This window comes from Nocardia sp. NPDC059764 (assembly GCF_042732555.1).
Classification (GTDB): Bacteria; Actinomycetota; Actinomycetes; order Mycobacteriales; family Mycobacteriaceae; genus Nocardia.
The window spans coordinates 71,361-97,640 of sequence record NZ_JBHWHH010000003.1 but is presented as its reverse complement, the minus strand read 5'-3'; the positions used below and the strand labels follow the sequence as shown (position 1 = coordinate 97,640).

Annotated in this window: 4 protein-coding genes and 1 pseudogene; 4 read left to right on the top strand and 1 reads right to left on the bottom strand. The window is 70.4% G+C overall.

Features of this window, described 5'->3' with window-relative positions; genetic code table 11:
- A pseudogene (locus ACFV4K_RS01405) lies at nucleotides 1–1,001 on the bottom strand (hypothetical protein); the annotation flags it as partial.
- A gap of 153 nt (nucleotides 1,002–1,154) precedes the next feature.
- On the opposite strand from ACFV4K_RS01405, the gene ACFV4K_RS01400 reads away from it, so the two are divergent.
- From ACFV4K_RS01400 to ACFV4K_RS01385, 4 genes are all read left to right on the top strand, one after another.
- Nucleotides 1,155–22,301 (top strand): hypothetical protein, encoded by a 21,147-nt coding sequence (locus ACFV4K_RS01400; RefSeq protein ID WP_379271118.1) that lies wholly within the window; start codon nucleotides 1,155–1,157, stop codon nucleotides 22,299–22,301.
- 105 nt (nucleotides 22,302–22,406) lie between these two features.
- Nucleotides 22,407–22,688 (top strand): hypothetical protein, encoded by a 282-nt coding sequence (locus ACFV4K_RS01395; protein WP_379271117.1) that lies wholly within the window; start codon nucleotides 22,407–22,409, stop codon nucleotides 22,686–22,688.
- A 54-nt stretch (nucleotides 22,689–22,742) separates the two neighbouring features.
- Nucleotides 22,743–24,338, top strand: a complete 1,596-nt coding sequence (locus ACFV4K_RS01390; protein ID WP_379271116.1) for a hypothetical protein — start codon at nucleotides 22,743–22,745, stop codon at nucleotides 24,336–24,338.
- A gap of 78 nt (nucleotides 24,339–24,416) precedes the next feature.
- Nucleotides 24,417–26,279: a hypothetical protein gene (locus tag ACFV4K_RS01385; RefSeq protein WP_379271115.1), complete on the top strand. Its 1,863-nt coding sequence runs from the start codon at nucleotides 24,417–24,419 to the stop codon at nucleotides 26,277–26,279.
- Nucleotide 26,280: the final 1 nt, after the last annotated feature.

Here is a 26,280-nt window from a genome sequence, read left to right as displayed (position 1 = left end):
CACCGGACCAGCGCGCAGCCGCCCCCCGCGCAGGCGAGGCGGCCACAGCCCCGCGCGCGGACGCCCCGCGCGCGGACGCCCCGCGCGCCGACGCCCCGAAGGCAGACGCCCCGCGCGCGGACGCTCCGAAGTCCGATACGCCCCGAGCCGACACTTCCAGGTCGGATGCCCCACGGTCGGACAGCCAGCGTTCCGAGTCCGCCCGCACAGACCCGCGTTCCGACAGCCGCACCGGTGCCTCGGACAGCCGCACGGGCGCTCCGGAACCGCGCTCCGAAGCCCCGCGCCCCGAATCCACCGGTGAGGATTCCCACCCCGGTACGCGGTCCGAAGACGACCCGTCCGAATCGACCACCACCCGCCCGGGCGACCACGACATCGCCCCGGAATCGGAAAAGGCCAGTGGCAGCGGGGATTCGACCCATCCCTCCGACACCACGCCGCCGCGCGAAGACGCAGACCCGACGGCCGGCCACCCCGCCGACAAGCCGGACGCCCCCGCCGACCACCGTGCCGGCGAGCCCACGGAATCCCGGAAGCCGGTCGACGACCAGCCCGCCGAACCGCCCGCTGAAAGCAACCACCCGGAACCGCACCCGGAGTCCCGCCGTCCAACCGACGAGCCGACCGAGGCGCGCCACGACGACCAGCCTGGTGCGCGTCGTGACGAAGACACCCCCGGTACCCGGCGCGAGGACGAGCCGACTACACGCCGCGAGGATGAGCCCACGGCCCGCCGTGATGACGAATCCAATGCTCGGCGTGACGATGAGCCCAACGCTGGACGCGAGGATGAGCCCACGGCCCGCCGTGATGACGAATCCAATGCTCGGCGTGACGATGAGCCCAACGCTGGACGCGAGGATGAGCCTGCGGCCGGCCGTGACGACGAGCCCAACACTCGTCGTGGGGATGAGCCGGAAGTTCGGCGCGATGACCCCGCTGCCCGGCGTGATGGTGAGCCGGAAGCCAATCGTGGTGACGAGCCTGTCGTCCGGCATGAGAATGATCCGGCGGCCCGGGACAACGGTTCGGTGCGTCCCCGTGATGAGGACGCACGCGAGGACTCGGTCAGGCCGCGGGATGACGACGCACCCTCGGAGACTGCGGATCGCCCACCGCGGGATGGGCGGGAGCCGACCGCCGACGAGCCGGTGCGCGAATCGGATTCGAACCGCCACGAGGACGTCCCCGCCGAGGAGAAGCGGCCGAGCGGGGAGAAGTCGCCGTCGGATACGTCCGAACCGGTGCGCGACGACCCGGCGCAGCGCGATGCGGACAGCGGGGATCGTGGCACGAGACCGCGGTCGGAATCCGCTGACCCCGACCATGATTCACACTCGCCGGAGCGGGATCGGCGCGCAGGCGATGATTCGACGCCCGAAGACGGCTTCGTGGTCGCGCCGATTCCGCTGGGCGACGGGCCGGAGGGTCGCTCGCACGGGGGTGAGCGCCGCGCACCGGGCGAGCGCCCCATTGGAGGCGAGACCCCGGCCGCGGCCAAGGCTCGCCCCGAGCCCGCCGATGGCGGCGAGTCACGGCGTGGAGCCCCGCCGGAACGCACCGACGGTCACAAGCCGCACCCCGGCACCCTGGACGACCCGTCGAACACTCGTGTCCGCGAAGAAGATTCGACCGAGCCCGCGCCCCGCGATCCGGACACCGTCCGGGAGAGGTACCGCGGCCGCTGCGGCGAACTGGCCCTGCGCCTGCTGCGCCAGATCACCGGCAACGAGTCCATCCACCCCCCGCAGCGCCGGGTCGGTCCGGAGGGCATGCGCCTCGAGGAGCTGGTGGCCGGTGCGGGCGGCAAGCTGGAGGACTTCCCCAAAGGCCACGAGGGCATCGCGAACCGCCTCCGCAAACTCGGCGACGGCGCATCCGCGCTGGTCGTCGACCGCTATGCCGGCCCCGTCGACGAGCACGGCGTGGGCGCGCACGCCTACCTGCTGGTCAACGAGGGCGGCGATATCGTGGTCAAGGACCCGGCCGCCGGGCTCGACCACGGCTTCCCGCCGCGGGTGCCCAACGAGACCCAGGGCGTCCACGCCATCCTGTTCGACAGCGACGGCAAGGCGGTTCACCCGCTGAAGGATTCGGTGCGAGCCGGACTCCTGCACCTCGCGGATGTCCATGTCGGTGAGACGCACCCACCGCGTGATTCGGACGACACGAGTCCCGACGAGGCGACCCCGCGTTCCGCCCGCCCCGAGAACACCGGCGAGGATGCACGTCGGCCCCAGGACTTCCGCGAGGACGTCGAGCGTCCGCGGCGGCGCCGGGACGCGGATCCCGAGCGCCGCGTGGATGATTCACGTCCCGATGCGGATCATGGTTCCGACGCAGGGCATCCCGGCGACGAGGCCGCGCCCGACTGGTCGCACCGGCCGCAGGACGACTGGTCGACGCTGGATCGTGAGCGCATCGCCGAGAAGCTGCACGAGGACTGGGATCTCGACGTCACCGGCTTCGACAACACCCATGTCGACGTCGAGGTGCTGCGCGAATTCGCCCGTGCCATCGAGGACATGTTCAACCGGTTCCCGGACACCGAGCTGATGGAAGTCCGTATCGGCCCCATCGATGACGACAGTGTGTTCGCCGAGGTGGATCCGGGCCGTGACGGGAACGTCCACTTCGCCGACATCCTCACGCTCAACGAGCATTTCGCCCGGAAGCCCGACGAGCTCGCCCGCCGGGTCCGCCTCAATGAGGAGAACGGCCACCTGGTCCCGGGTTCCGGCGACCGCCCGGTCTATTCGACGATCGTGCACGAGTTCGCGCACGCCATCGACTTCACCAGCCAGATGAAGGCCCGCGTCGACGCTTTCGAGGCGCTGGAACGCCATTTCGATCGCGTGTACGGCGGGGATGCCGAGGAATTCCTGGGCTGGCTGCACGACGAGCTGAGCGGCTACAGCTTCGACGAGAACGGCATGTACGACCACGCGGAGGCGCTGGCCGAGGCCTTCACCGATGTCGTCCTCAATGGCGATCTGGCCAGTGAGCCCGCCCAGATCCTGCACGACCACCTGGACCGGATCTACCGCGACCACGCGGCCGACAACCCGGTCTACGAGCGAGAAGCCCCCGAGCGCCGGTCCCGGCCGGTCGACGAGGATCCGGGCCCGGCCGCCCGCCGCGACCGCGAGCCGGAACCGAAGCACCCGGACCGCAGGTCCGAGCCGAGCCCGCACGCGTCGCCCCGCGACGACGAGGGAGCCGGCCGCGAGAAGTCCTCGCGCGAACCGGAGTTCGTGCTCCAGCCGCCGGAACCGATCGAAACGCCCGCGGTCGTGGACCACTGGACCGCCCTCGATCGCCAGGGTGTGCGGGATCGGATCAACATCGACCTCGGCATCGAGACCGCCGGCTTCCACGTCATCGGCGATGTGGAGGCGCTGCGGGAGCTCGGTCGTGCTCTGGAAGAAGGGATCGCCGACAATCCGGGCATCAAGCCGCGCCGCGTCGAAGTCGGCCCGATTCCCGGGGATACCGAGGTCCTCGCCTCCGCGTTCGGCGTGCGGCAGACGGACGGCAGCGGACCGTGGCGGCCCGACCGGATCGTGTTCAACGACCGGTGGGCCTTGGATCCCGCGGGTTTCGAACAGGGGATTCGGGAGTCGGTCGCCGCTGGATTCCATGTGCCGGGCTCCGACGAGCGGCCGATCTTCGCGGTGATCGTCCACGAATACGGCCACCTGCTGGACTATTACGGCCAGATGCAGGCTCGCGAGGGTCTGACGAGGGACCTGGCCGACCGGTACGTGGAGACCAATGCCGGCGCCGACTTCGCCGAGTTCAGCAACTGGCTGCACCGCGAGCTGCCCGGATACGCCTTCGACAAGCACGGCATGCTCGACGAGGGGGAGGCCCTGGCCGAGGCGTATCGCGATGTGAAGCTCAATGGCGACAACGCGTCCGACCTGTCGAAGATGATGGTGGACCGGTTGCGTGCCGCCGCGCGTGACGCCGCGGGCCTGCACGCGCAGGACCCGGCCGCGCCGCGTGAGCACGGCTCCGGAGAGAGTCGTCAGGACCAGCTGGGCTCCCATGAGGAATCCGGCGTCTCGCCGGAAGAGCCTGCCACCCAACGAGATCCGGCCGATCCTGAAGGCTCCGTGCCGCCCGAGGATGCGACCGATCCGGCTCCGGCGCACCCGCCCGCGGATTGGTCGCCGCGCCCCGACGACTTCTGGTCGGAGCTGGATCGCGACGGAATCATCCGCGAGATGAAGGACCTGTTCGGCATCACCCGGTTCGAGGGCTTGGACAACACGTCCGTCGATCCGGAGGTGTTGCGCGAGTTCGCCCGCGCCCTCGATGACGTCACCGGTCAGAACAAGATCACCTTGCGCGGCGTCGAGATCGGCGAGCCGGTCTTCGAGGACTCCCTCGCGGAGGCGACGAGCGTGCGCGACGCCGACGGCAACCTGGTCACCGAGAAGATCGTGGTGCGCCTCGAACACGCGCTGAATCCGGCCGAGATGGCCGAAATCGTGCGGAACGGGGAGGCCGCCGGTTCGTTCCCGCGGGGAGCGGGCGAGCGCCCGATGTACTCGGTCTTTCTGCACGAACTCGGTCATGCGATCGACCACGCCGGGAACCGCGCGTCGCATGCCGAACTCGCGAACGCGCTGCTCGACCACTATCTGCGGACACACGGCGACACCACGCCCGTCGAGTACCTCGGGTGGCTCTCGCAGCTTTCCGATTACAGCTTCAACGCCGATGGCTCCATCAACCACTCCGAGGCGCTCGCGGAAGCGTTCGTCGACGTCACCCTGAACTTCGACCACGCCACCGAACCGGCCAAGGTCCTCCACCGCCTGCTGACCGACCGCGCCGCGGAGAACGCCCACCTGGTTCGCGATCTCGCGCAGTCGGCCGAGCCGGTCACGCCAGCCGGCGACGAGCAACACGGCACCCCGCCCGCCGATCCGCGCCCCGAAGCCATCCGCGGAGACGATCGCCCCAACGCTGCACACCCTGACGATCGCCCCGAGGACGCGCACGCGGACGACGGGAAGCCCGCGCCCGAACCGGATCTGGTGCCGCCGCCGGAGCCGACCGAGGTCCCGGCGATCGCCGACCACTGGTCCACCCTGGACCACCAGGACGTCATCAACCGCATCGAGAACGAGCTCGGCATCCCGACCGTCGGTCTCCACCTCGCGAGCGATGTCGAAACGGTCCGCGAATACGGCCGCGCGCTCGAGGACATGATGGCCCAGCACCCGGGCGTCAAACCGAAGAGCGTCGAGATCGGTCCCATCCCCGAGGATTCCGACGCCATCGCGGGCGTCTACCCGAGCCGCGAGGACGGTCGTCTGGTCCCCGGCCGCATGGTGTTCAACGAGCGCTGGGCAACAGACGCCACCGGTCTCGACGCGCGTATTCACGACAAGGTCGAGCAGGGCAAGCATGTCGCGGGATCCGATGCGCGGCCGGTGTATTCGGCCATCGTGCACGAGTTCGGGCACGTGCTGGACTACGCCGGTGAGCGAGCGGCCCGCCATGAGCTGACCGACATTCTCGCGGCGCACTTCGAGGCCACGCGCAGCGGTTCGCTGGATGTCGACGCCTTCACCGAATGGCTGCACCAGCTGCCCGAGTACGCCTTCGACGAGAAGGGCGCCCTCCACCACGGTGAGGCGCTGGCCGAAGCCTTCCGCGACGTCACGCTGAACGGCCGCGACGCCGCCGAGCCGTCGCAGGTGATGTATCAGATGCTCCGCATCGCCGCGCAGGACACGGGAGTCCTCCAGCCGCACGGCCTGCCGGAACATCAGTCCACCCCCACCGAACATTCTTCTGCGCCTGCTGAACGTCAGTCCGCGCCTGCTGAGCGTGAGCCCGCGATCGCCGACTCTGATCGCCGACCTAACACGGACGGCCGTCCCGACCTCCTGGGTGACCGTGACTCGTCCGGGGATTCGTCGGAGTCCAACGACCCGAACCGGCCCGAGCGTTCCGACCAGAACCAGCCCGACCCGCGCGAATCCAACGAGCCGCCCACCGGTGCCGAGGAACCGGCTCAGCCCGTTGATCCGGGCGCGGAGCGACCGGCTCCCGAATCCCGCACAGCCGCAGGGGAACCGGCGGTGGGCGACGCACGCTGGTTCGACCAGCGGATGGCCGAGCATGCCGACTTCGCCGCGGACATGGAGGCCAAGCACGCCCGCTTCCTGCACGAGATGGCCGATTCCGCGCCTCCCGGCAGCACCGAGGAACGTTTGTTCCGCGAGCAGGCCCGCGAAGTCGACGACATGGCCCGCAGCTCCGCTGAACGCGCCGACCGCCTCTGGGCGGACCTCGGCGGCCGCCCCGCCCCCGCCCCGGCCACCCGCCCCGTTCGCGAGGAAAGCCCCACCCCCGAGACCGCTGCGGCGGGCGACGGTCAGCCGCCGAACGATGGACCGCCCCGCCGCTCCGCAGCCACCCCGGACGACCCGGACGCCTGGTTCAACGAACAGCGCGCCATCCAGGCGGACTGGGTCGCCCACATGGATGCCAAGCGCGCCAGGTGGTTCCACGACATGGCCGACCAGCTCGAGCCCGGCAGTCAGGCCGAGCGCGAGGCGCGCTTCGAGGCCCGCATGGCCGACGCCGAGGCTCGCCTGTCGGCCCTGCGCGCCGAGTACATGTGGGACTTCGCGGGCGGTCGCCCCGAACCCACCCCGGGCGAAGCCGCAGCCAAGCAGCCCGCGAGCAGCTCCTCCAGCGATCCGTCCCGCCCCACCCCGCCCGGCCCGTCCGCCCCCGTGCCGCCCTCCACGAGCGCGCCGCGCTCCGGCGACGGTGCCAGGTCTGATGGTGCCGGCCCCCGGTCGAAACCGTTGGGCACGAACCCGAACGAGACGCCGACCGTCGAGGTGAAGCGTCCGGAGCAGTCGAATCCGGATGAGACGCCGACCGTCGAGGTGAAGCGTCCGGACCAGTCGAATCCGGATGAGACGCCGACCGTCGAGCTGAAGCGCCCCGAGCAGTCGAACCCTGACGAGACGCCGACCGTCGAGGTGAAGCGTCCGGACCAGTCGAATCCGGATGAGACGCCGACCGTCGAGCTGAAGCGCCCCGAGCAGTCCAACCCCGATGAGACTCCCACCGTGGAGATTCCGCGCCAAGAGGCGGAGTCGCCCAAGCCGCCCGCCGATCCGGCCGAGGCCTCACCCGGATTGCAAGCGGCTCTCGATCGTCTGCGCGCGGCGGATGCCGAGGCCGGGGAGCGCCCGCGTTCCCTGGAGGACCAGGTCTACGGCGCGCGCCTCACCGACGCGCTCGGTGTGGTGGAGGCGCTGGCCAAGCGGCCGGACGCGCTGTCGGCGCTGCGGCATCTCGCTGAAACCGCTGCGGCCGAGGGCTTCTTCCACGATCCGGCGAATGGTCTGAACACCCGCCCGCACGCGCCCGAGGGCGGGGAGCCGCGCACGCTCACCCTCGAGGAGCTGCGCACCGAACTTCTGCACCGTCTCGGCCTGCCCGAATCCACGCCGGACGATCTGCTGCCGCGGATCGTGGGCGACGAGCAGCTGCGGAACCTGTTGCGCGCGGGCGGAATCGAGGCTCTGCGCGAAGCGGTGTTCCGTCATGACAACGCGACCGGCCCGGAGCGTGAGCGGGCCGCCCGCACCCGTGACGGCTGGGCGGACCTGCTCGGCGTCGACAAATCCCTGCTCGACCCGGCCCGCACCACTCCCGAGCAGCGCCGGGCGGTCCTCGACGAGCTGCGCGGCGAAACTCTCCGTCACGCCGGTGATGTCGCGGATCTCATGGTCGCCGGCTTCCACCACCCGGCCTCGGATCACACCCACGTGGTCCTGGAGGCCGACGGTGAGCGCGTCCACATCCGCGTGACCGAGGACACCGACGGCAACAAGCGCGCCGAGGTCATCCAGCGTCCCGACCTGCCGCGTGAAACCCCCGCGGAGACAAAGGAACCGGAGAAGAAGCCGGGTTGGCTCAAACGGGTGTGGCGGCGCATGATGCACGGCTACCACGGTCAGTCGCCGAAGTACCCGTCCGGTTCGGGCAACGACTCCAAGGGCCAGACCATGCTGGCGATGGAGATCGGCTACGTCACCCACGACGAGGCGCTGCTGCATCTCAAGGACAAATTCAACCCGGCGCGCATCCTCAAGGAGACCGCGACCCTGTGGAAGGAGCGCGAGCGTCTTCCGCTGGTCAAGCACCTGACCGCGCGGGTCGCCGATGTCGCCGGTGATCTGCTCCCCATGCGCACCCGCGACGGCGGCGAGTACCGCCCGTGGGTCACCGAGGCCGATCCGCGGATTCGCGCCGAGGTGGAGGAGACCCTGCGCAGCGCGAACATGCCGATCGAGTCGGAAATGCCGGAGCCGCAGCACGAGCCGCTCGATCGCGGTCCCGTCCTCGATCCGCCCGCGCCCCGCGAGTGGAGCTCCGACCTGCCGCAGCCGCTGGTCGACGCCGTCACCACCCGCGACGCCGCGCTGGGCGATCTGGTCCGTCTGGCCCGCGGCCTCGGTATCGACATCCCCGATGACAGCCCCGAAACCCTGCGTCGCGTGGTGAACGAGGCGGTCTACAAGCTCATGCGCCGCGCGGGCGCGATCGAGGCGTTGCGCGATGTCAGTGAGCGCTGGCTCATGGAGGACGCGCAGATCCCGTTCAGCCGCGAGGTCAGCATCTTCGACAAGGATCCGCTGGGCCGCTATCTGCGGGAATTCGCGCACGCCGAGGCGCTTCGCACGGAGGAGGAGAAGGCCGCGCGTCGCCGCGAGGAGGCGGGCGTCGGTCCGGACGACGATTCGCTGGAGTTCCGTCCCCGCCGCCCGCGCCCCTCCTTCCTGGATCTGCAGGGCGTCAACAATGGCGGTGAGTGGCCGCGCCACTTCGACGACGCGGACGAGGAACTGTCCAGCCGGCGCGAGGGCCGCCTGTTCGAGGACGCGTTGCGCCGCGACCAGATTCAGGACGAGCGCTCGAACTGGGCGCAGCTGCTCGATATCGGATTGGACCGGCTCGGCACCGAGGCGGACCTGCGGCGCGCCATCGCCGAGGCCCGGATGGACGCGCGCGACGAGGCGCGCGGGATCGCCGAACTCGACGCGGCGGTCCAGCATTTCCTCGATCTGGACTCCGATGCCCGCCGGCACGCCGCCGATCTGGCCGAGGCGGCCGCGCACGACTGGGTGAACGAGCACGGCGGCGTCATGCTCGATCCGGAGCGCGGGCTGGCGGTGCTCCCGGGCGAGCCGCGCCGCCTGGTGGTGATCCGCGGCGAGGCGGATCACGATGTGCGCCTGGTCGATTCGCTGTCCGCGCACCCGGAGATCCGGGAACAGCTCAACCGCGGCGAACTGCGGCTCGACTACCGCGTGGTCGGCCTGGACGGCAATGACCGGGTCCACGTCATCGAGGTGGATCCGCCGCAGATCCGCTTCCACGACGTCGAGGTCGACGGCGAGCGTACACCGGTGGCGTTGCTGCGCAACGGCCTCGAGCCGTGGCGCATCGTGCAGCCGACACCGGAGGCCCGGGCCCCGCACGCCGAGCCGGCCACGAAGCCCGCCGCGCCGCGCGATCCGGCCGTGGTGCGCGCCGAGCGCAATGCGGTGGCCGCCCGCCTGTCGGTCTACGACATGGATCTGGGCGCGAACCTGGACCGGACCATCGCCGACCTGCACCACGACAATGCGCTGCGCGCCGCCCAGATCGAGGGCATGGCCGACTTCATCCGCAGTTCGGACGCCATCGACAACTTCCACGACCTGGACCGCACCCTCCAGCAGCTGGCGCACCGCCTCGACCTCGACCCGGACACGCTGTCGCCGGAGAAGCTGGCCGCGGCGATGGCCGATCCGAACGTGCGCAAGGTGCGCCGCCTGCAGGCCGTCGACGACCTCATCAAGTACGCGAAGGTCCTGCGCGACAACATCGACGAGAAGGCGGTGCTCGCGGCCCGCAAGGAGCTGGCGAGCCGGCTCGACGTGGAGCCGGACGACCTGTCCCCGCGCAAGCCGAAGACCAAGGACGGCGAGGTCATCGGGTTCACGACGGACTCGAAGAACACCGACAAGCACGCGCTGCTGGACGCGATCCACAACCTGCTGCGCGACTCCGCCGACCGCCCGGAACTGCTGGCGGCGCTGCTCGAATACAGCAGTGTGCTGGGCGATCTGGACCCATTCCGCCACAACCTGCGCTACGACCCGCTGACCGACCCGCGCGCCGTCGACGGCGAACTGCCGATCCACGACGGCGACGCCCCGGCGGCCCTGCGCGCGTTCATGAACGATTCCATCGGCGAGCCGCCGCTGTCCGACAATCCGTCGGCGGCGGCCACCGTGTGGTCGCGCCTGCTCGGCGTGCACATGAACGACTTCGCCCGAACGGTCAAGATCTACACCGAACAGCTCGGCGGCCTGCACGACCGGGTGACCCCGAAGCAGTTCGCGGATGTGCTGACCACGCTGCGCGAGACCGGCGACTCGACGGTGGCCTACGAGCGCTACCGCGACAGCGCCGCCGACCCCACCAAGATCCTGACCAAGGACCAGCTCACCGATCTGGTGCGCCGTGTCCGCAATGCGCGGTACGCCGAGGTGTACGAGGCCTACCGCGACGGCAAGATCGAGAAGCACGAGCGGCTCAGCGCCAAGGAACTGGCCGCCACCATCGACGAACTGCGCGCCGACGTCCGCGCCCGCGAGGCCGACATCAAGCTGCTGGAGAAGCTGGCCGCCGAACACGACGCGCTCACCAAACCGCGTCCGCCCGAGGGCCCGCCGCGTGACCCGCGCGCGGTCGCCACGGATCTGGCCGCCGCCCGGCACGAACTGCGGATCGCCGCCGAGGGGCGCGACTACGCGCAGGGTCGGGCCTACCGCGAGAACTCGGGCCCCGGCTTCCGGCCGCTGCGCGAAGGCGATCTGACCCCCGAGCGGATGCCCGGCACCAACGACTATCTCGCCCACCGCCCGTCCGAAGAGGGCGGAAGCCTGCCGGGCCTGGAGCAGCGCCTCACCGATCTGACGGCGGCCGTCGAGGAACACGACGGCGCGCGGTCCCGGGTCGACGCCCTCGAGTCCGAGATGCGCCGCGCCGTCGAGGCCGGTGTCGGCCCGGACGAGTCGCCGGTGGACGCGTGGCGGCGTGAAGTCGACACGGCGCGAGCCGAATTGGAAGAGCTCATCGCCGCCGACCCGGCCTTGGCGCGGCAGGGTCTCGACCGCACGCTCGCGGACATCGAACGCCTGTCCCGCATGCCCCAGCAGTGGGGCGACGTGTTCACCGACGAGCTGGTCCCGCTGCGCGACGCCGCGCACCGCTACGAACAGGCCCGAGAATTCCTGGCCGCGGCCGAGTCCGACGCCGCCGCGGCGGCGCGCGCCGCGGAAACCCCGGAACAGACCGCGGCCCGCGAATTGGCTTCTGCCCGCGACGATCTCGCGAATGCCGCCCCCGCCGACCGCCAAGCCGCGCAGGATCGCGTCTCCCGCTGGGAAGCCGAGCATCGCCTCCTCGAAGCCCGAGCCGCCCATGCGGCCGACACCCCGCACCAGGCCGCCGACCGCCCCCGCACGGCCGCGCACGACGACCTCACCCGGGCCATCGCGGACTTCCGCCGCACCACCGGCCTGGACGTCACCGAAGCCGAACTCGCCCCGGAACACCTGCGAGACACCGTCAACCGCCTGCTCCCCCGGGCGCGCGGCACCGTGCCCGAGGTGGTCGGAGCCTTCGAACGACTCGAGAACGCGGCCCGCGCCCTGCACCGCGCCGACGCCCTGACCGAATGGGTGGACGCTCACTTCCCGGAATCCGGCCACACCGGTCGCGAGGGCGAGGACCCCGGCGCTCCGGGCGCCCCCACGCGCCCGCAAGGCCCGACCCAGCCCAACTCCGACCCGTCCTCCGCCGCCCGTAATCCGGAGGGCGACGGCCAGGATGGCGGCTCGCATGCGGTGACGCGCAACGACTCCGGCGAGACCGACGTCAATCGATCTTTCGCGCGGCGCGTGGAGGAAGCGATCGCGGCGGGCGAGGCCGAGGTGGTGGTCCTCAGCACCGGTATGGGGCGGATGGCCGAACGGGTCGAGTTGGTCACCTTCGCTACCGACCCGCCGACGCAGCTGGTCCGGAAGATCGTCACCAATCCGCAGCACGCCCATGCCGAGGCACTGGTCTCGCTGGTCGGACAGGCGGTCGGCGCGAATGTGCCGCAGGTGCACCGGGTCCAGGACCGCGTGGTGTACATGGAGGTGATGCCCGGCGAGGTCGGGGCGGACCGTTTCACGACGCCTATGGCCGAGGGCCTGGACGCGGCGCTGGCGACCCCCGACGGCCGCCGGCTCGGCCTGCTGGACGTGCTCGTCGGCATCCCCGACCGCAACCTCGTCAACTGGCTGATCACCGCGGACGGGCAGATCAGCGGTATCGATCACAGCCTCGCCTTCGGCGGCGGTCGCCGCGGTGACGAACTGTCGACCAGCCTCTTCGCCCGCCACTACGCGACCGAGGGCGCCGACGGCGAAATCACCTGGCACGACCATGATCTGAGCGCCGGGGACATGCCCGGCATGCGTACCCGCCTGGAGGGCCTGGCCCCCGAATTCGCCGCCCTGGGCCGCGACGACTGGCACCGCGCCCTGATGGATCGCTTCGACGAGGTCGAGCGCCATGCCCGCGCCTCCGACGAGGGACGCACCGGCGACGAAGGCGACCCGGGCCCTACCCCGGCACGCCCGAGCAACCCGAAGCCGCCCGGCTCCAGCCCGACGGCGGCCACCCCTCCGGTCGGCGCGACCCCGCCCGGCTCGGGTGGCGGCGGCAAGGAGCCCCCGAACCGAAACTCCTCCACCCCACCGAATCCCGACCCGGACGAGCCCGGCAACTCCGGTCGAAACGGTGACCAGAACTCCACCCCGCCGTCGAAGCCCGGCGACGGTCAGACCGCGAAACTGCCCGAGGGCAGCGAGGACCCGACGGTCAACCTGTCGTCGGGCGGCGAGGATTCGACCAAGAAGCTACCGGAGGGCAGCGAAGACCCGACCGTCAATAACCCGCCGCCGGGCGAGGCGTCGACGTCGAAGATGTTCGAGGGCAACGACGACCCCACGGTCAACATGTCGCGCGAGAACGCCTCGAACGAGCAGACTTTCGAAGGAAACGACGACCCGACGGTCAAGAATCCGCCGCCCGGTGAAGCGTCGTCCTCGAAGCCGTTCGAAGGCAACGAAGACCCGACCGTGCAGATGGAGCGCGGCAGCGAAGCCAAACCGCCGGGCAGCGAAGACCCGACGGTCGAACTGCCCAAGCCGCCGGGCAGCGAGGATCCGACCGTCGAGCTGACCCGGCCGAGCGAGACCGCGACGCTCGAATTGCCGCGGGTGCAAGAGGAAGTGCTGCCGGTGGATCCGGTGGCGGACTCCCCGTCGCTGCAGGCCGCGGCCCGCTTCCTGCGGGACGCCGTCAACGACCCGTTGGCCCCCGGCCGCGAGGTCAACGCGGTGCTGTTCACCTCACGACTGATGGACGCGCTCGGCCTCGATACCGCCGCGGCCCACCTCAACGATCCGCTCGCCCATTTCCGCGAGATCGCCGAAATGGCCAAGGCGCGCGGCTTCTTCGGCGACCCGGATGACGCGGCCCCGCCGCTGCCCATGCGCGAGGCCGACGACTATCGGCCGCTGACCCCCGAGGAGCTCTACGGTTCCGAGGAGTACTGGCGCACCGAGGCGGACCCGGAAACGCTGCGCGCCATAGAAGCGCATCTGCGCGAGACCGGCCTGGACCGCCGGCTGGCCGAGCTCGGGGCCGAGGAGCCGACCCGGGCCCTCGACCCCGCCGCCACGAGGCGCGAATTGCCCTCGAGCGCCGCGCATCCCGAAGGCGGCGGCGAACCGGTTCGGGAACGCCCGCTGGAAACCTGGTCGCAGCGCCCGCACGATCCGGAAGGCGCCGAATCCCGGGTCTTCACCCTCGAGGAGCTGCGGAACCGCCTCGCCGGTGAGTTCGGCCTGTCGGAGGAGCACCTGCAGCGGCGGAACCTGCCGGAGCTCGCGGGCGACCTGCAGTTCCGGAACCTGCTGCGGATCGGTGGACTCGAGGCCCTCGACCATGTGCTGAGCAGTCACGACGCCGCCACCGGCGCCGAACGCGAGCACCTGGCCCGGGTGCGCGACGAGTGGGCGCGCCTGCTCGGCATCCCCGAATCCGCCCTGGATCCGGCGCACACCACCGTCGAGCAGCGCGACGCGGTGCTCGCCGCCGCCCGCTCCGAGACCCTGCGCCGCGCGATGGATGTCGCCGACCTCATGGTCGCCGCCCTGCACGTCCCGGATTCCGAACACGCGCATGTGGTCCTGGAGACCGACGGCGAACGCCTGCACGCTCGCATCGTCGAATCGCCGGACGGCGCCAAGCGTGTCGAGCTGGTCCCGCGGCCCGAGCTCGGTCCGCTCCGTCCCGCGGCGAAGCCGTCGCCGAGCTGGATCGACAACCTGCTGCAGCGCCTGCAGCAGGGCTACCACGGACAGTCGCCGAAGTATCCGTCCGGTTCGCGCCTGGATTCCTCCGGAATCTCGCTGCTGACACTGGAATTCGGCTACAACGTCCTGCACGACCACGACTTCCTCGGGATGAAGCCCAACTTCAACCCGGTGCGCATCGGCAAGGAGATCCTGACCCTGTGGGAGGGTCGCGAGCACCTGCCGTTCGTGCGTCGCCTCACCCGCCGGGTCGCCGACATCTCCCCGCCGCAGATCCCCATGCGCACCGCGGACGGGGGCGAATACCGTCCGCACGTCACCGAGGCCGATCCGGTGCTGCGCGCCGAGGTCGAGGAGTCGCTGCGCCTGGCGGAGATGACCATCGAGTCGGAACTGCCCGAGCTGCGGCACGAACCGGTCGATCCGGTGACCGCCGAGCCCGAGCCGCACGAGTGGGGCACCGATGTCCCGCAGCCGCTGGTGGACGCCGCGGACGCACGTGACGCCGCGCTGGTGGATTTCGTGCACATGGCCCGCGAACTCCGCATCCCCCTCGCCGATGCCGATCCGCGGACCGTGCGGGCCGCGGTCGGGGAGGCGCGGTACCGGCTCATGCGCCGCGGCGGTGCGATCGAGGCATTGCGCGACGCCGGGCAGCGCTGGCTGCTCGAGAACGAGGTCATCCCGTTCAGCCGCGAGATCAGCATCTTCGACAAGGATCCGCTGGGCCGCTTCCTACGCGAGTTCGCCCATGCCCGCGGCATCGAGCTGGAGGAACTGAAGGCGCGGGTCCGCCGCGAGGAGGCGGGCGTCGGGCACGATGATCCGCCGCTGGAACTCCGTGCGCGCGAACCCCGCCCGTCCCTGCTCGACGTCGAGGGCGTCAACAATGGCGGCGAATGGGTGCCGCACTTCGACGATGTCGACCAGGAGTTGGTCGAGACCCGCGAGGGCGCGCTCTTCAAGCACGCGCTGCGCCGCGACCAGATGCAGGACGAGCGCTCGAACTGGGCGCAGTTGCTCGATATCGGGCTCGACCGGATCGAGACCCAGGCGGACCTGGATCATCTCGTCTCCGATCTGCGCATGGATATCCGCGACGGACGCGCCCGGATGCTCGAGTTCGCGGCCCTGGCCGACCGTTTCCTCGGCGCGGACGACCAGCTGCGCGAGCGCGTCCACGAGGTCTCCGATCTGGCGGCCCGGGAATGGGCCGACGCCAACGGCGGCGTCATGCTCGACCGCGACCACGGCGTGGCGCTGCTCCCGGGCGAGAACGGCGGCCCCGAACGCCTCGTGGTGATTCGCGGCGACGGTGAGCACGACATCCACCTCGTGGACGCGCTCGCCGCGCACCCCGATGTGCGTCGGATGCTGAATCACGGTGAGCTGCAACTGGAATACCGCAATATCGGGCTCGACGAGCACGGCAACGTCCACCTGGTCGGGGAAGCCGCACCCACCGTGCGGTTCCACGACGTGGACGTCGACGGCCACCCGCGACCGGTCGCGGTCATGCGGGAGGACGGCCGGGGCCTGCGGTTGGTGGAGCCCACACCGGAACCGGTCGCCACACCGCACGAGGCGAGCAATGAACCGGCCGTACCGCGCGATCCGGATACCTTGCGGAACGAGCGCAATGCGGTGGCGCGCCGGCTGTCGCTCGAGGTGGACTTCGACCTCGGCGAGAATCTGGGCCGCACCATCGAGTCGCTGCGGCAGGAGCTTTCGCTGCGCGCCTCGCAGCTGGAAGGCATGGCCGATTTCATCCGCACGTCGGATGCCATCGACACCTTCAACGATCTGGACGGCGCGCTGGGCAATCTCGCGAACCGGCTCGGCCTGGATCCGGAGCAGCTGTCGCCGCGTGCGGTGGCCGAGGCGTTCGGCGATCCGCGGTTCCGGATGGGGGAGCGGCGGCACCAGGCGTTCGCGGACCTGCTCGAGTACGCGGACGTGCTGCGCAAGAACGGTCACGAGACTGCGGTGCTCGCCGCCCGGGATCGGCTGGTGCGCCTGCTCGACGCCGATCGGGAGAACCTGCACGCTTCCAAGGCCGTCAAGGACGCCGAAAAGGTCGAGATCGTCGGGTTCGAGCCGGATACGAAGACCACGGTTGCGGACACGATCGCCAGGGCCTTCGAGAACATGGCGTTCCGCCCGGACGAGCGCCGGGCGCACGCCATCGACGCGCTGACCGACTACATCGAGGCGATCGCCGCGCTCGACCCGCATCGTGACGGGCTGCGCTACGACCCGAGCACGGATCCGCGGGCCGTCGACGGCGAACTGCCCGTGCACGATCCGAAGGGCCGTGAGTTGCTGAGCTCGTTGTACGGCGACTTCGTCGGCGAGCCGCCGCTGGCGAGCGAGCTGATCCAGGCCGGAGAGGTCTGGTCGCGCCTGCTGGGCGTGGACACCTCCAATATCGACAAGACGGTCAAGATCTACGAGAGCCGCCTCGGCAGCCTGCACGATCGGATGAGTCCGGCGCAGCTGCGGGAGGTGCTGCGCACGCTGACCGACACCACCGGCAACCGGGATGCGGCCTACCAGGTCTACCGCGACAGCGTCACCGATACGCGGAAACTCCTCAGCTCCGACCAGGTTTCGGAGATCGTGCGGGTCGTGCGCAAGGCCCGCGATATCGAGGTGTACGAGGCGTACCGCGACGGCAAGATCGAGAAGCACGAGCGGCTCAGCCCCAAGGAGTTCTCCGCGGCGGTCGATGCCATGCGCGGGGAGATCCAGGCCCGCAAGGCCGATATCGACCTGCTCGAACGACTCGCGACCGAGCATCACAACCTCACCAACCCGCCGGAACCCGAAGCGCCGCCCCGCGATCCGCGCACGGTCGGACCCGAACTCGCGGCGGCCCGCCACGAGCTGCAGATCGCCGAGGAGGGCCTCGACTACGCCAAGGGCCGCATGTGGCGGGAGCGCGAGGGGGAGGAATTCCGCCCGCTCGGCAACAGCGATCTGACCCCCGACAATCTGCCCGGCACGCAGGACTACCTCGCCAATCGCAACCGCGCGGAGGGCGGCGAGCTGCCGGGCAACGAGCAGCGCATCGACGACCTGTCCACGGCGGCAGCGGAATTCGACCGGGCGCAGAACCGGGTACAGGACCTGGAGACCGAACTGCGCCGCGGCATGGCGGCTGCCGCGGAGCCCGGGGAGACGCCCGCCGACGTTTGGCAGCGAGAAGCCGAATCCGCGCGCGCCGACCTGGAGGCGCTGGTCGACACCGATCCGGCCGCGCCCCACGGCATCGACCACGCCATCGACCAGATCGAACGCCTCTCCCGCATGCCGCTGGCCTGGGGCGACGTCTGGACCGACGAACTGGTCCCGCTGCGCGACGCCGTGCACCGCTACCAGCGGGCCGAGGAGTTCCTGGCCGCCGCCCGCACCGCCGAGGCCGATGCCGCCGCCGCGGCGGCCCGCGCCGCGGAGACACCCGAGCAGACCGCGGCCCGCGAACTCGCCACCGCCCGAGACGAACTCGCCGCCGCCGAAGCGCAGGGCGACACCGCCCGCCGCGACGCGGCCGCCGACCGCGCCGCCCGATGGGAAGCCGAGCAGCGCCGCATCGCCGATGCCGCGGCCGCCGACGCGGACACGCCCCAGACGGCCGCGCACCGTGCCCGCGAGGAGGCGCACACCGAGCTGCGCGCGGCCATCGAGAACTTCCAGCGCGCCACCGGCCTGGACGTCACCGAAGCCGCACTGGCCCCGGATCGCCTGCGCGCCACCATCACCGACCTGCTCGGCCGGGCCCACGGCAACCTGCCCGACGTGGTCCGCGCCTTCGACCGCCTCCAATCAGCGGCCGAGGCCTTGCACGCCGCCGACACCGTCGCCCACTGGGTCGACAACCACTACCCCGACCCGGTTCGCGCCATCGACCCCGGCGAAGGCGAACCCGGCGGCGGCCCGAAGCGCCTCGGCCCCGGGACCCCGCCCACCGACCCCACCGGTGGCGCCCCCGCCCGCCCCGGCCCCACCAAACCCGGCACCGACCCGGCCACGACGGCCAAGCAGCCCGAATCCGGCGCGCAGCCGGTCACGCCGATCACGCATTCGTCCACCACCACAACCCATTCCGGATCAGAAGAGTCCACCGGTACCCACAAGAACGGCTCGGATCAGACGGGCGAGCAGACCCACACCGCGCCGGAACAGAACGCCGCGCCCGAGCAGGCGAGTGCACCGACCGGGTCGAATTGGGTGGTCGTCGAGCCGGGAACCGTCCACACCTGGTCGGATCCGGCGTTGGCGGCTTGGGCCGACGGTGCGATGGCCCAGGCCCGAGCGGCAACTGAGCGGCACGATCTGATGATGGACGATTTGCACGCGATCGCGCTGGAGCTGGGCGTGAATCCGGATGGGCACGAACTGCGGGCACTGAAGAACCTATTGATGTCGCGGGTGGAAGAAGAGGGACAGCGTCAACAACAGCTCGGCCTGACGCCCGAAGGAACACCCGCTGCCGAAGGGATAGCCCGGAAGAACGCCACCGACCAGCGGGCCCGAGAGCTGTATGAGTACGGCAAACGAATTGCCCGTGCCACCAGCAAGGACGAGCAAGAGGCGCACGCCTTCCACAGAGCGGTCCAGGAGGCGGCGGCGAAGGACATCCTCACCACCCTCGGAGCGGAGATGTGGGGGACCGGCGTCGGGATCGTGCATGGCAAGAACGACATCGCCGTCGTCGTCTCCCCGAACCCCGACCCCCTTGCCTTCCTCGGGCGGGAGCGTCAGGAAGTCCTTGCCCGGGACAATATTCTGCTTGTCGCAAAACTGCTCACCCTCGACCTCGACGGCACCATTCACGTCCACGACCTCGACCTTCCGAACCCACCGCCGGCCCCGGAGTCCACCCCGCACTCAGGACCCCCGGCCAAGCCGCCGGCCAGCCCAGGGTCCCCCGGTCAACCCGGCGGCCCTGGCCATCCCGGGACGCCCGGTCAGCCGGGAGTTCCCGTGACCCACGGTGCCTCTGGGCAGTCCGTTGCCCCGGTGCATGCCAGCGTTGTTGGGCAATCCGGCGGTGCCGTCGAACCGACCAGCGCAGGCGGGAAAGGCGATGCCGCCCACAGCTCGCAGCCGACCGCGTCGACTTCGCCCACGCCGGAGCCGCCGACCGCGGTGGTCGTCACCGAGGTGACCACACCGCAAGCGGATCTCCACGGCGCCATCCTGTTCGAGGGCAACCTGCCGGACGGTCCCGACGCCACGCCGCTGTACCGCGGCGTCCCGCGTCTGCTGCCGGACGGCTCGGTGAACCCGGCCTACCTCGACGGTCTGCGCGGCATCGTCCCCGCCCGCGGCGACCTGGATCTCGACTACGACGGCCACACCTCCCATCTCGGCAGCCAGAGCGACGCCACCTCCTGGAGCCGCAGCCAATCCGTCGCGGCCCATTTCGCCGGTACCGACGGCCTGATCATGGAATGGCGCACCGGCGCACCCCCCGAGGGCGCGACCTGGCGCTTCAAACCGACCTACGACCTCGACGACCTCTTCTCCCAGGTCCTCATCCAGGGCACCCTCACCGACGCCCGCGCCATCCGCCACCTCCCGTCCGCCCCAACCCCCGAAACACCCCCCACCCCACCGACCCCCGAGCCCCCGACCCGCCCCACCCCGCCCCCGTCCGCCGTCACCACGGCCAGCCCATCCCTCGGCATCGACCCACCCACCCCCGCAAAACCGCACGCGGACAACGCCTCCCAGCTGCCACCTGTCGAATCACCGCAGGGTTCGGACAACCCAGGCGCGCCCGGTGACTCCACGTCCGCGGAGACGATTCAGCCCGCCGGTGCGGGAGAGCCCGGCAGCACCGACGGCACCGCAAAGCCGCAGGACGACAACGTTTCCCCGCTTCCGGATCCCCAAAAGTCTGAGGCCTCCGGCGACACATCCCCTCCCGCGAAGCCGACGCCTCCGACCGGAGACGATTCCGGCGGTTCGGAAAGCCAGGGTGCGCCTGGCGATCCGGCCAAGCCCGCTTCGGGTGATTCCGACGGGTCCGATAATTCCGGTGCGGCGGGCGACCCCTTGCACGTCGGTGCAGGTGATTCCGATGGGTCGGGTGCATCAGGCGACCCGGTGCAGCCGGATCAGGGTGATTCCGGTGGCGCGACTGATGGTTCCGAGCCCGCGGGTGCGGGGGAGCCCGATGGTTCCGGCGGAACCGGCGAGCATGTCGGTTCCGGACGCTCGGACGCGGATGATCCGGACGAATCGGGTTCCGGCTCGACCTCGGAACCGGATGCGGGCGACAGCGACCGCTCCGATGGCGACGCCTCGACCAACGACGACACCCCATTCCGCTACAGCCCGAACTGGCGCTCCCATCTGCCTCTCGTGCCGCACCAGTTCGACCCGGAGTTCTCCGACTACACCCCGAAGCCCCCGGAGCAGCCCGCCCCGTGGACCCTGCCCCCGGACCCCAACCCACCCCACACTCCTCCGCAGCCGCACCAGCCGACGCCACATCAGCCGACGCCGCAGCCGCACCAGCCGCAGCCGACCCCGCACCAGCCGACGCCGCAGCCCCATCAGCCGACGACGCCGCAGATGCCGGTCCCGCCGAATGCACCGCAGCCGCCCCATATCCCGCAGCCGCCGAACCTGCCGCAGCCCCCGCACATCCCGGGTGCGCCGCAGCAGCCGACCTCGCCGCAGTGGCCGCAACTGCCGCCCAACCCCGGCGCGCCGCAGTGGCCGACGAACCCTGGGATGCCGCAGGTTCCGACGAATCCGGGCATGCCCCAGGTCCCCGTGAATCCGGGCTGGCCGCAGTTGCCTCATCAACCGGGAGGTCAGCCGGCAGATCCGGGGCTACCGCATCCGCCGCAATGGCCGACGGATCCGAATCTGCCCCAGCAGCCTTCGCATCCCGGCGTACCGCAGCAGCCGACGCACCCTGGTGCGCCGCAGCAGCCGCAGTGGCCGACAGACCCTGGTTTGCCGCAGCAGCCCTCGCGGCCTGGCGTGCCGAACTGGCCTACGAATCCCGGTCTGCCGCAGGTCCCGGCCGACCCGGGTTGGCAGCATCAGCCGGGCGTGCCGCAAACGCCCTCGAATCCGGGTGGGTCGCATTTGCCGCAGTGGTTGACGGATGCGATGGGGTCTCGGATGCCCGTGCAGCCGGAGGTGCCGCAGCAGGGGCATCCGCATACCGATCCGGGTATGCCGCGGTGGGTGGCGGATTCGTCCGATGGCGGGAACTCGGGTGTGAATGGTGGCGGGCACGCGGGCGCCAACGGTGCCAACGGCGGCAACGGCGGCAACGGGATTGGTGGTGCCGGGCAGGGGTTCCCTGGTGGCGCGCCGATGATGCCGCCGCAGGGGGCGCCGGGTGGTGGGAACGGGAATGGGTCTCGTGGCAACAGCCGGTTCCCGCGGGCGTCGGGGCGGCCTGCTTCCGGTGGGCAGATCTATCTGCGGTCGCATTCCGGGTTCGGCGAGTACGCGTTGATGGATCCGATGACGGGGCAGTTGAGTGCCGCGCCGGTCGGGACCGCGGCGCCCGCGGGTGTGTTCGATGAGCTGGATGGTTTGCGGGTTGTCTTCTACCGCGATCCGGCGGCGGGGCTGGTCTTGCGGGTCGGTGATCAGGTGATCGAGTTGGATCGGATGGCGGCGGGGGCGTTGTGGGAGCGTTCGGGGCAGGGCTTCGTGCGTCTGGTGATCGGCAGTCCGGGCGATGTGCGGTGTGAGCTGCGGTACAGCGAGCGGCCGGCGGACGCGGACCTGGGTTTGCTGATTCGCGATGTGCTGTCGGATTCGTCGCGCCGGCTGGGGATCTTCGGGTGATCGCCGGTGAGGTGTTCGCCGATTTTTACGGTTCCGGCAACCGCACGGTTGTCCCAGGTATGTGATGCTGACAGTTGGTTTTCGGAACGGATGAGGAGGTTCGACGTGCGCGGTGAGCGCCCGAGCGAAGAGCAGCTGCGGCGGAATTTCGACACGATCCTGGCCGATGTGCGGGAGGGGCGTGGCGTCCGGACCGCGTCCGGTCTGGATTCGCCGACCGAGGACGCCCTGTGGGCGATCGCGAAGGCGTACCCGAATGTGTCGGAGGACCTGGTGACCGCCGCCCGCGAGTCCTTCGCGGGTCAGCTCGACGGCAGCAATGCCGCCCGCTGGCGCGCGGAGCTGGAGCGCCGGTTCGCCGAGCGCAAGCGGACCTCGGACAGTTAGCGACGATCCCGCGTGCCTGTATCCCGCGAGTTCAGTGAAAACCATTCCGGCACTATGGATTCCGACCGGCATTCCGAATCCGGCACACCCGCAACCGATTCCTCCTCGGCCGCAGCCGATTTCGGTATCGACAAGGCCGATTACGAGGGCCCGCAGATCCACCCGCTGTCCGCGGTTCTCGGTGCGGACCCCGCCCAGGGCGCGAACGAAACCCCGTATACCCCAGGGGAACCCAGCCCGGACGTCGGCTTCAGCATGGCCGCCGAGGAACTGGACGTCCCCGAGCGCGCCCGCCGACTCGCCCACCGCATAGCCGCCGAACTCCAGGAGCTGGCCCCCGAGGGCTGGACCCGGGTCCGCGCCGCCTTCGCGCTGGCCGCGTCCGGCCAGCGCTCCCGCATCCTGTACTCCGACGACGATCAACGCCAGGCCCTGGTCCCCGCGACCGACACGATCATGACCCTGGTGGTCTCCCACCGCCGCCTCTCCGCCGAACTCGGCGACCCGTGGTGGCGCCTGGAACTGGACCTCACCTCCGAGGGTGCGCTGAGCGTCGACCACGATTACGGCGACGACCCGTTCCCGGACGACCAGCTGTTCTCTCCGCAGGAATACCTGGCCGACCTCGAGGCCGCCCCGCGCGAGTCCCTCCCCACCTGGCTGGCCGCCTATGTCGGCCACGGCAACCGCCAGTCCCGTTCCCCGCGTCAGGCGGCCGAGCAGGCCCGCGCTGATCGCGAATCCGGTTATCTCCCGGTGGTTTCCGAGGACGACTTCCCGCCGTTTCCCCTGCTGTGGTCGCGCTGGTCGGCCATCGCCGCCGCGTTCGTGGCGGTCGGCTCGGAGTGGGGCCCGCGGGTCCTGCCGTCCTTCGGCTGGTTCGAGGGTTCCCGCCGCTCCGGTTCCTCCCTGTACGAGCTGCCCGGCGGCCGCGCGGTGCTGTCCGGCGGCGTCTGGAACGCCCCGGAACTGGATGTCGCCTACAACGGCAAGACCCCGCTGCCCCGCCTGTACGCGGGCGCCCCCGAATGGGTGGCGAACCCGGTGCTGAACACCCGCGCGGGCGGCGGCCTGCTGAGCTTCTGTTACTGGTGGGAGCGCGGCCGCTGGTACCGCGGCGAGTCCCCGTCGGGTGTCGATGTCGCGGTCGCGGTGCCCGGCATCTGGACCGCCGGCACCGTCGCCGACGTGATCTGCGACCTGCTCACCGAACACCCCTCGGAGGAATTGCGTTCGGCCGTCACGAGTTTCGTGGATGCCGCGCAGCGTCGTGACGTCACCCACGCCCAGCTGTACGAGGTCTTCGGCGACGCCGCCGATCTGGACGCCGTGCACTACCAGCTGGCGCTGGCAGGTGTGGCACGCCTGGGCCCGGAACCGATTCCGCAGTCCGAGGCGTTGGAGATCGTGCGCCACCACCTCACCACCGAGGGCATCGACCCCGCCGCTTTCCCGCCGGATCGCCTACGCGCGGAACGGCTTACGGTCGGCTGGTTGGTGTACGTTCCGGTGGAGCCGGAGGAGGTCGTGCTGGATCGCGCGCTCTTCTATGTCGCCGATGACGGTGTCCTGGAAGCGGCGACCTCCAGCACTCCGGCGTCGGTCTATCTATCCGGTTTCGAACAGCGTTTCCGCCAACGGCATTCGTAGCGGGATCGCGGCCGACGAGTGGAGTATCGGTGGTGTCGGGCCTTATCGTCGGGATGTCGCGCGAGTTGGGAGTGAGACGTGGGCAATGATGACGGCAAGAACACGAACAATCGTTGGCTGGCGCTGGTTCCGCAGGCTCAGGCGGACCAACTCCAGTTGGGCCACGGTGTAGCGCTCGACGCCGCGAAGGTAGCCGCGGCGACGGCGAATGCCCTGGCGTTCGCCAAGAGCTACGTGGAGCTCCTCACCAAGCACAAGGGGTTCAGCGACAACGGCCGACTGGAGCAGCTGCTGAGCCTCAAGACGCGCTTCAACGACCAGGGCGGCCGCCTCGGCGCCATTCTGGATCATTACGTCGAGCTGGTGAATGCCATGGCCGACACCATGATTCAGGCCGACAAGACCTACGACGCGCACGAGGAAGACGCCGCCGCCAAGTTCACCCGATTGAAGCGGGAGGCCGGTGGCGGCGCGGTCGAACCGGTCATGACCGGTGGCACGATTCTCGATCTGCCCGGGGATTCCACGCCGCGCATCGACGAGGACAAGAAGGGTCATCCGAACCTCTACGACATCGCCCACGAGAACGGCCATTACGAGGCGATCGACCCGGAGAACCCGTTCGCCCACGATGACCTGGACTGGTTCTATGAGGCGGGCGCGGGGATGCAGCCGCAGATGGTGGCGGATTTCAGCGCGACCTGGAACACGGTCGCCGAGAGGGTCGACACGAGCTTCGGTGCGCTGAACAAGCAGCTCGGCAAGATGGTGACCGACAAGGCCTGGACCGGCGCGGGCGCGCAGGGCGCCGTCGACGCCGCCAACGCCTTCAAGGATCAGGCGAGCGCGCTCACCGACGACCTGCGTGCGATGGCGGCCAACCTGAACTACGTCGCGGGCTGGCTGGACAACACCAAGGCGATGATGCCCCGCAACAAGCCGAACGACTTCGACTACGACCACTACCAGCGCATGCAGAACATCATCAAGGCCGCGCAGCTGGCCTTCCAGCACTGGTATGTGCCGGGTTTGATCGGTGCGAGCCAGGCGGTCCCGAAGTTGTCGGACGCGACGGTCGCGAAGCCCAACCTGGACCCGCCCACTCGGCGTTCGGATGTGGGCGGCGGCCAGAACAACAACACTGGCGGCGGCGCGCAGAACCGTCTCGGTGGCGCCGGCACGCCGAATCTCGGCAGCATGCCGAACAACAAGATCAACCCGAACGGCGTCAATCCCAACGGTACGAACCCCAACGGCACCAACCCCAACGGAATCAATCCGAACGGGACGAACCCCAATGGGACCAACCCGAACGGCACGAATCCCAACGGCACCAACCCGAATGGGACGAACCCGAACGGCACCAATCCCAACGGCACCAATCCCAATGGCACCAATCCGCAGGGGAATCCGTCCGGAACCAACCCGAACTCGAACTCCGGCCAGTCCAGTCAGGGCATGTCGCAGCTGTCGAGCGCGCTGCAGCAGGGCATGCAGGGCCAGACGAGCCTGCAGACCACCGAGCAGCAGAGGAAGCAGCAGCAGGAACTGAAGGACAAGCTGAAGGACTCCCCGCTGGCGGGGATGCCCAACCTCGAGGACCTGAAGAAGGGCCTGGGTGGTGGCGGAGGCGGTGGCGGCGGTGGTGGCGGCGCGCCCAAGCCGATGCTCGAGACCTCGCGCCTGTTCCCGCGCGCCGCGCTGGCCGAGACCGCGGAAGCGACCTCGATGGGCGTGGCCCGCGCAGGTGTCGCGGCGGGCTCGACCGGGATGGGCGGTATGGGCGGCGGTGGCGGTATGGGCCCGATGGGTCACGGCGCCGGCGGTCAGGGTCAGGGCGGCAAGGACCACAAACGCCCCGAATTCCTGGATTCCAGTGAGTATCTGGATGAGGCGATGGGCACCGCGCCGGTGGTGGCCAAGCCGGTGGTCGAGGGCTGAC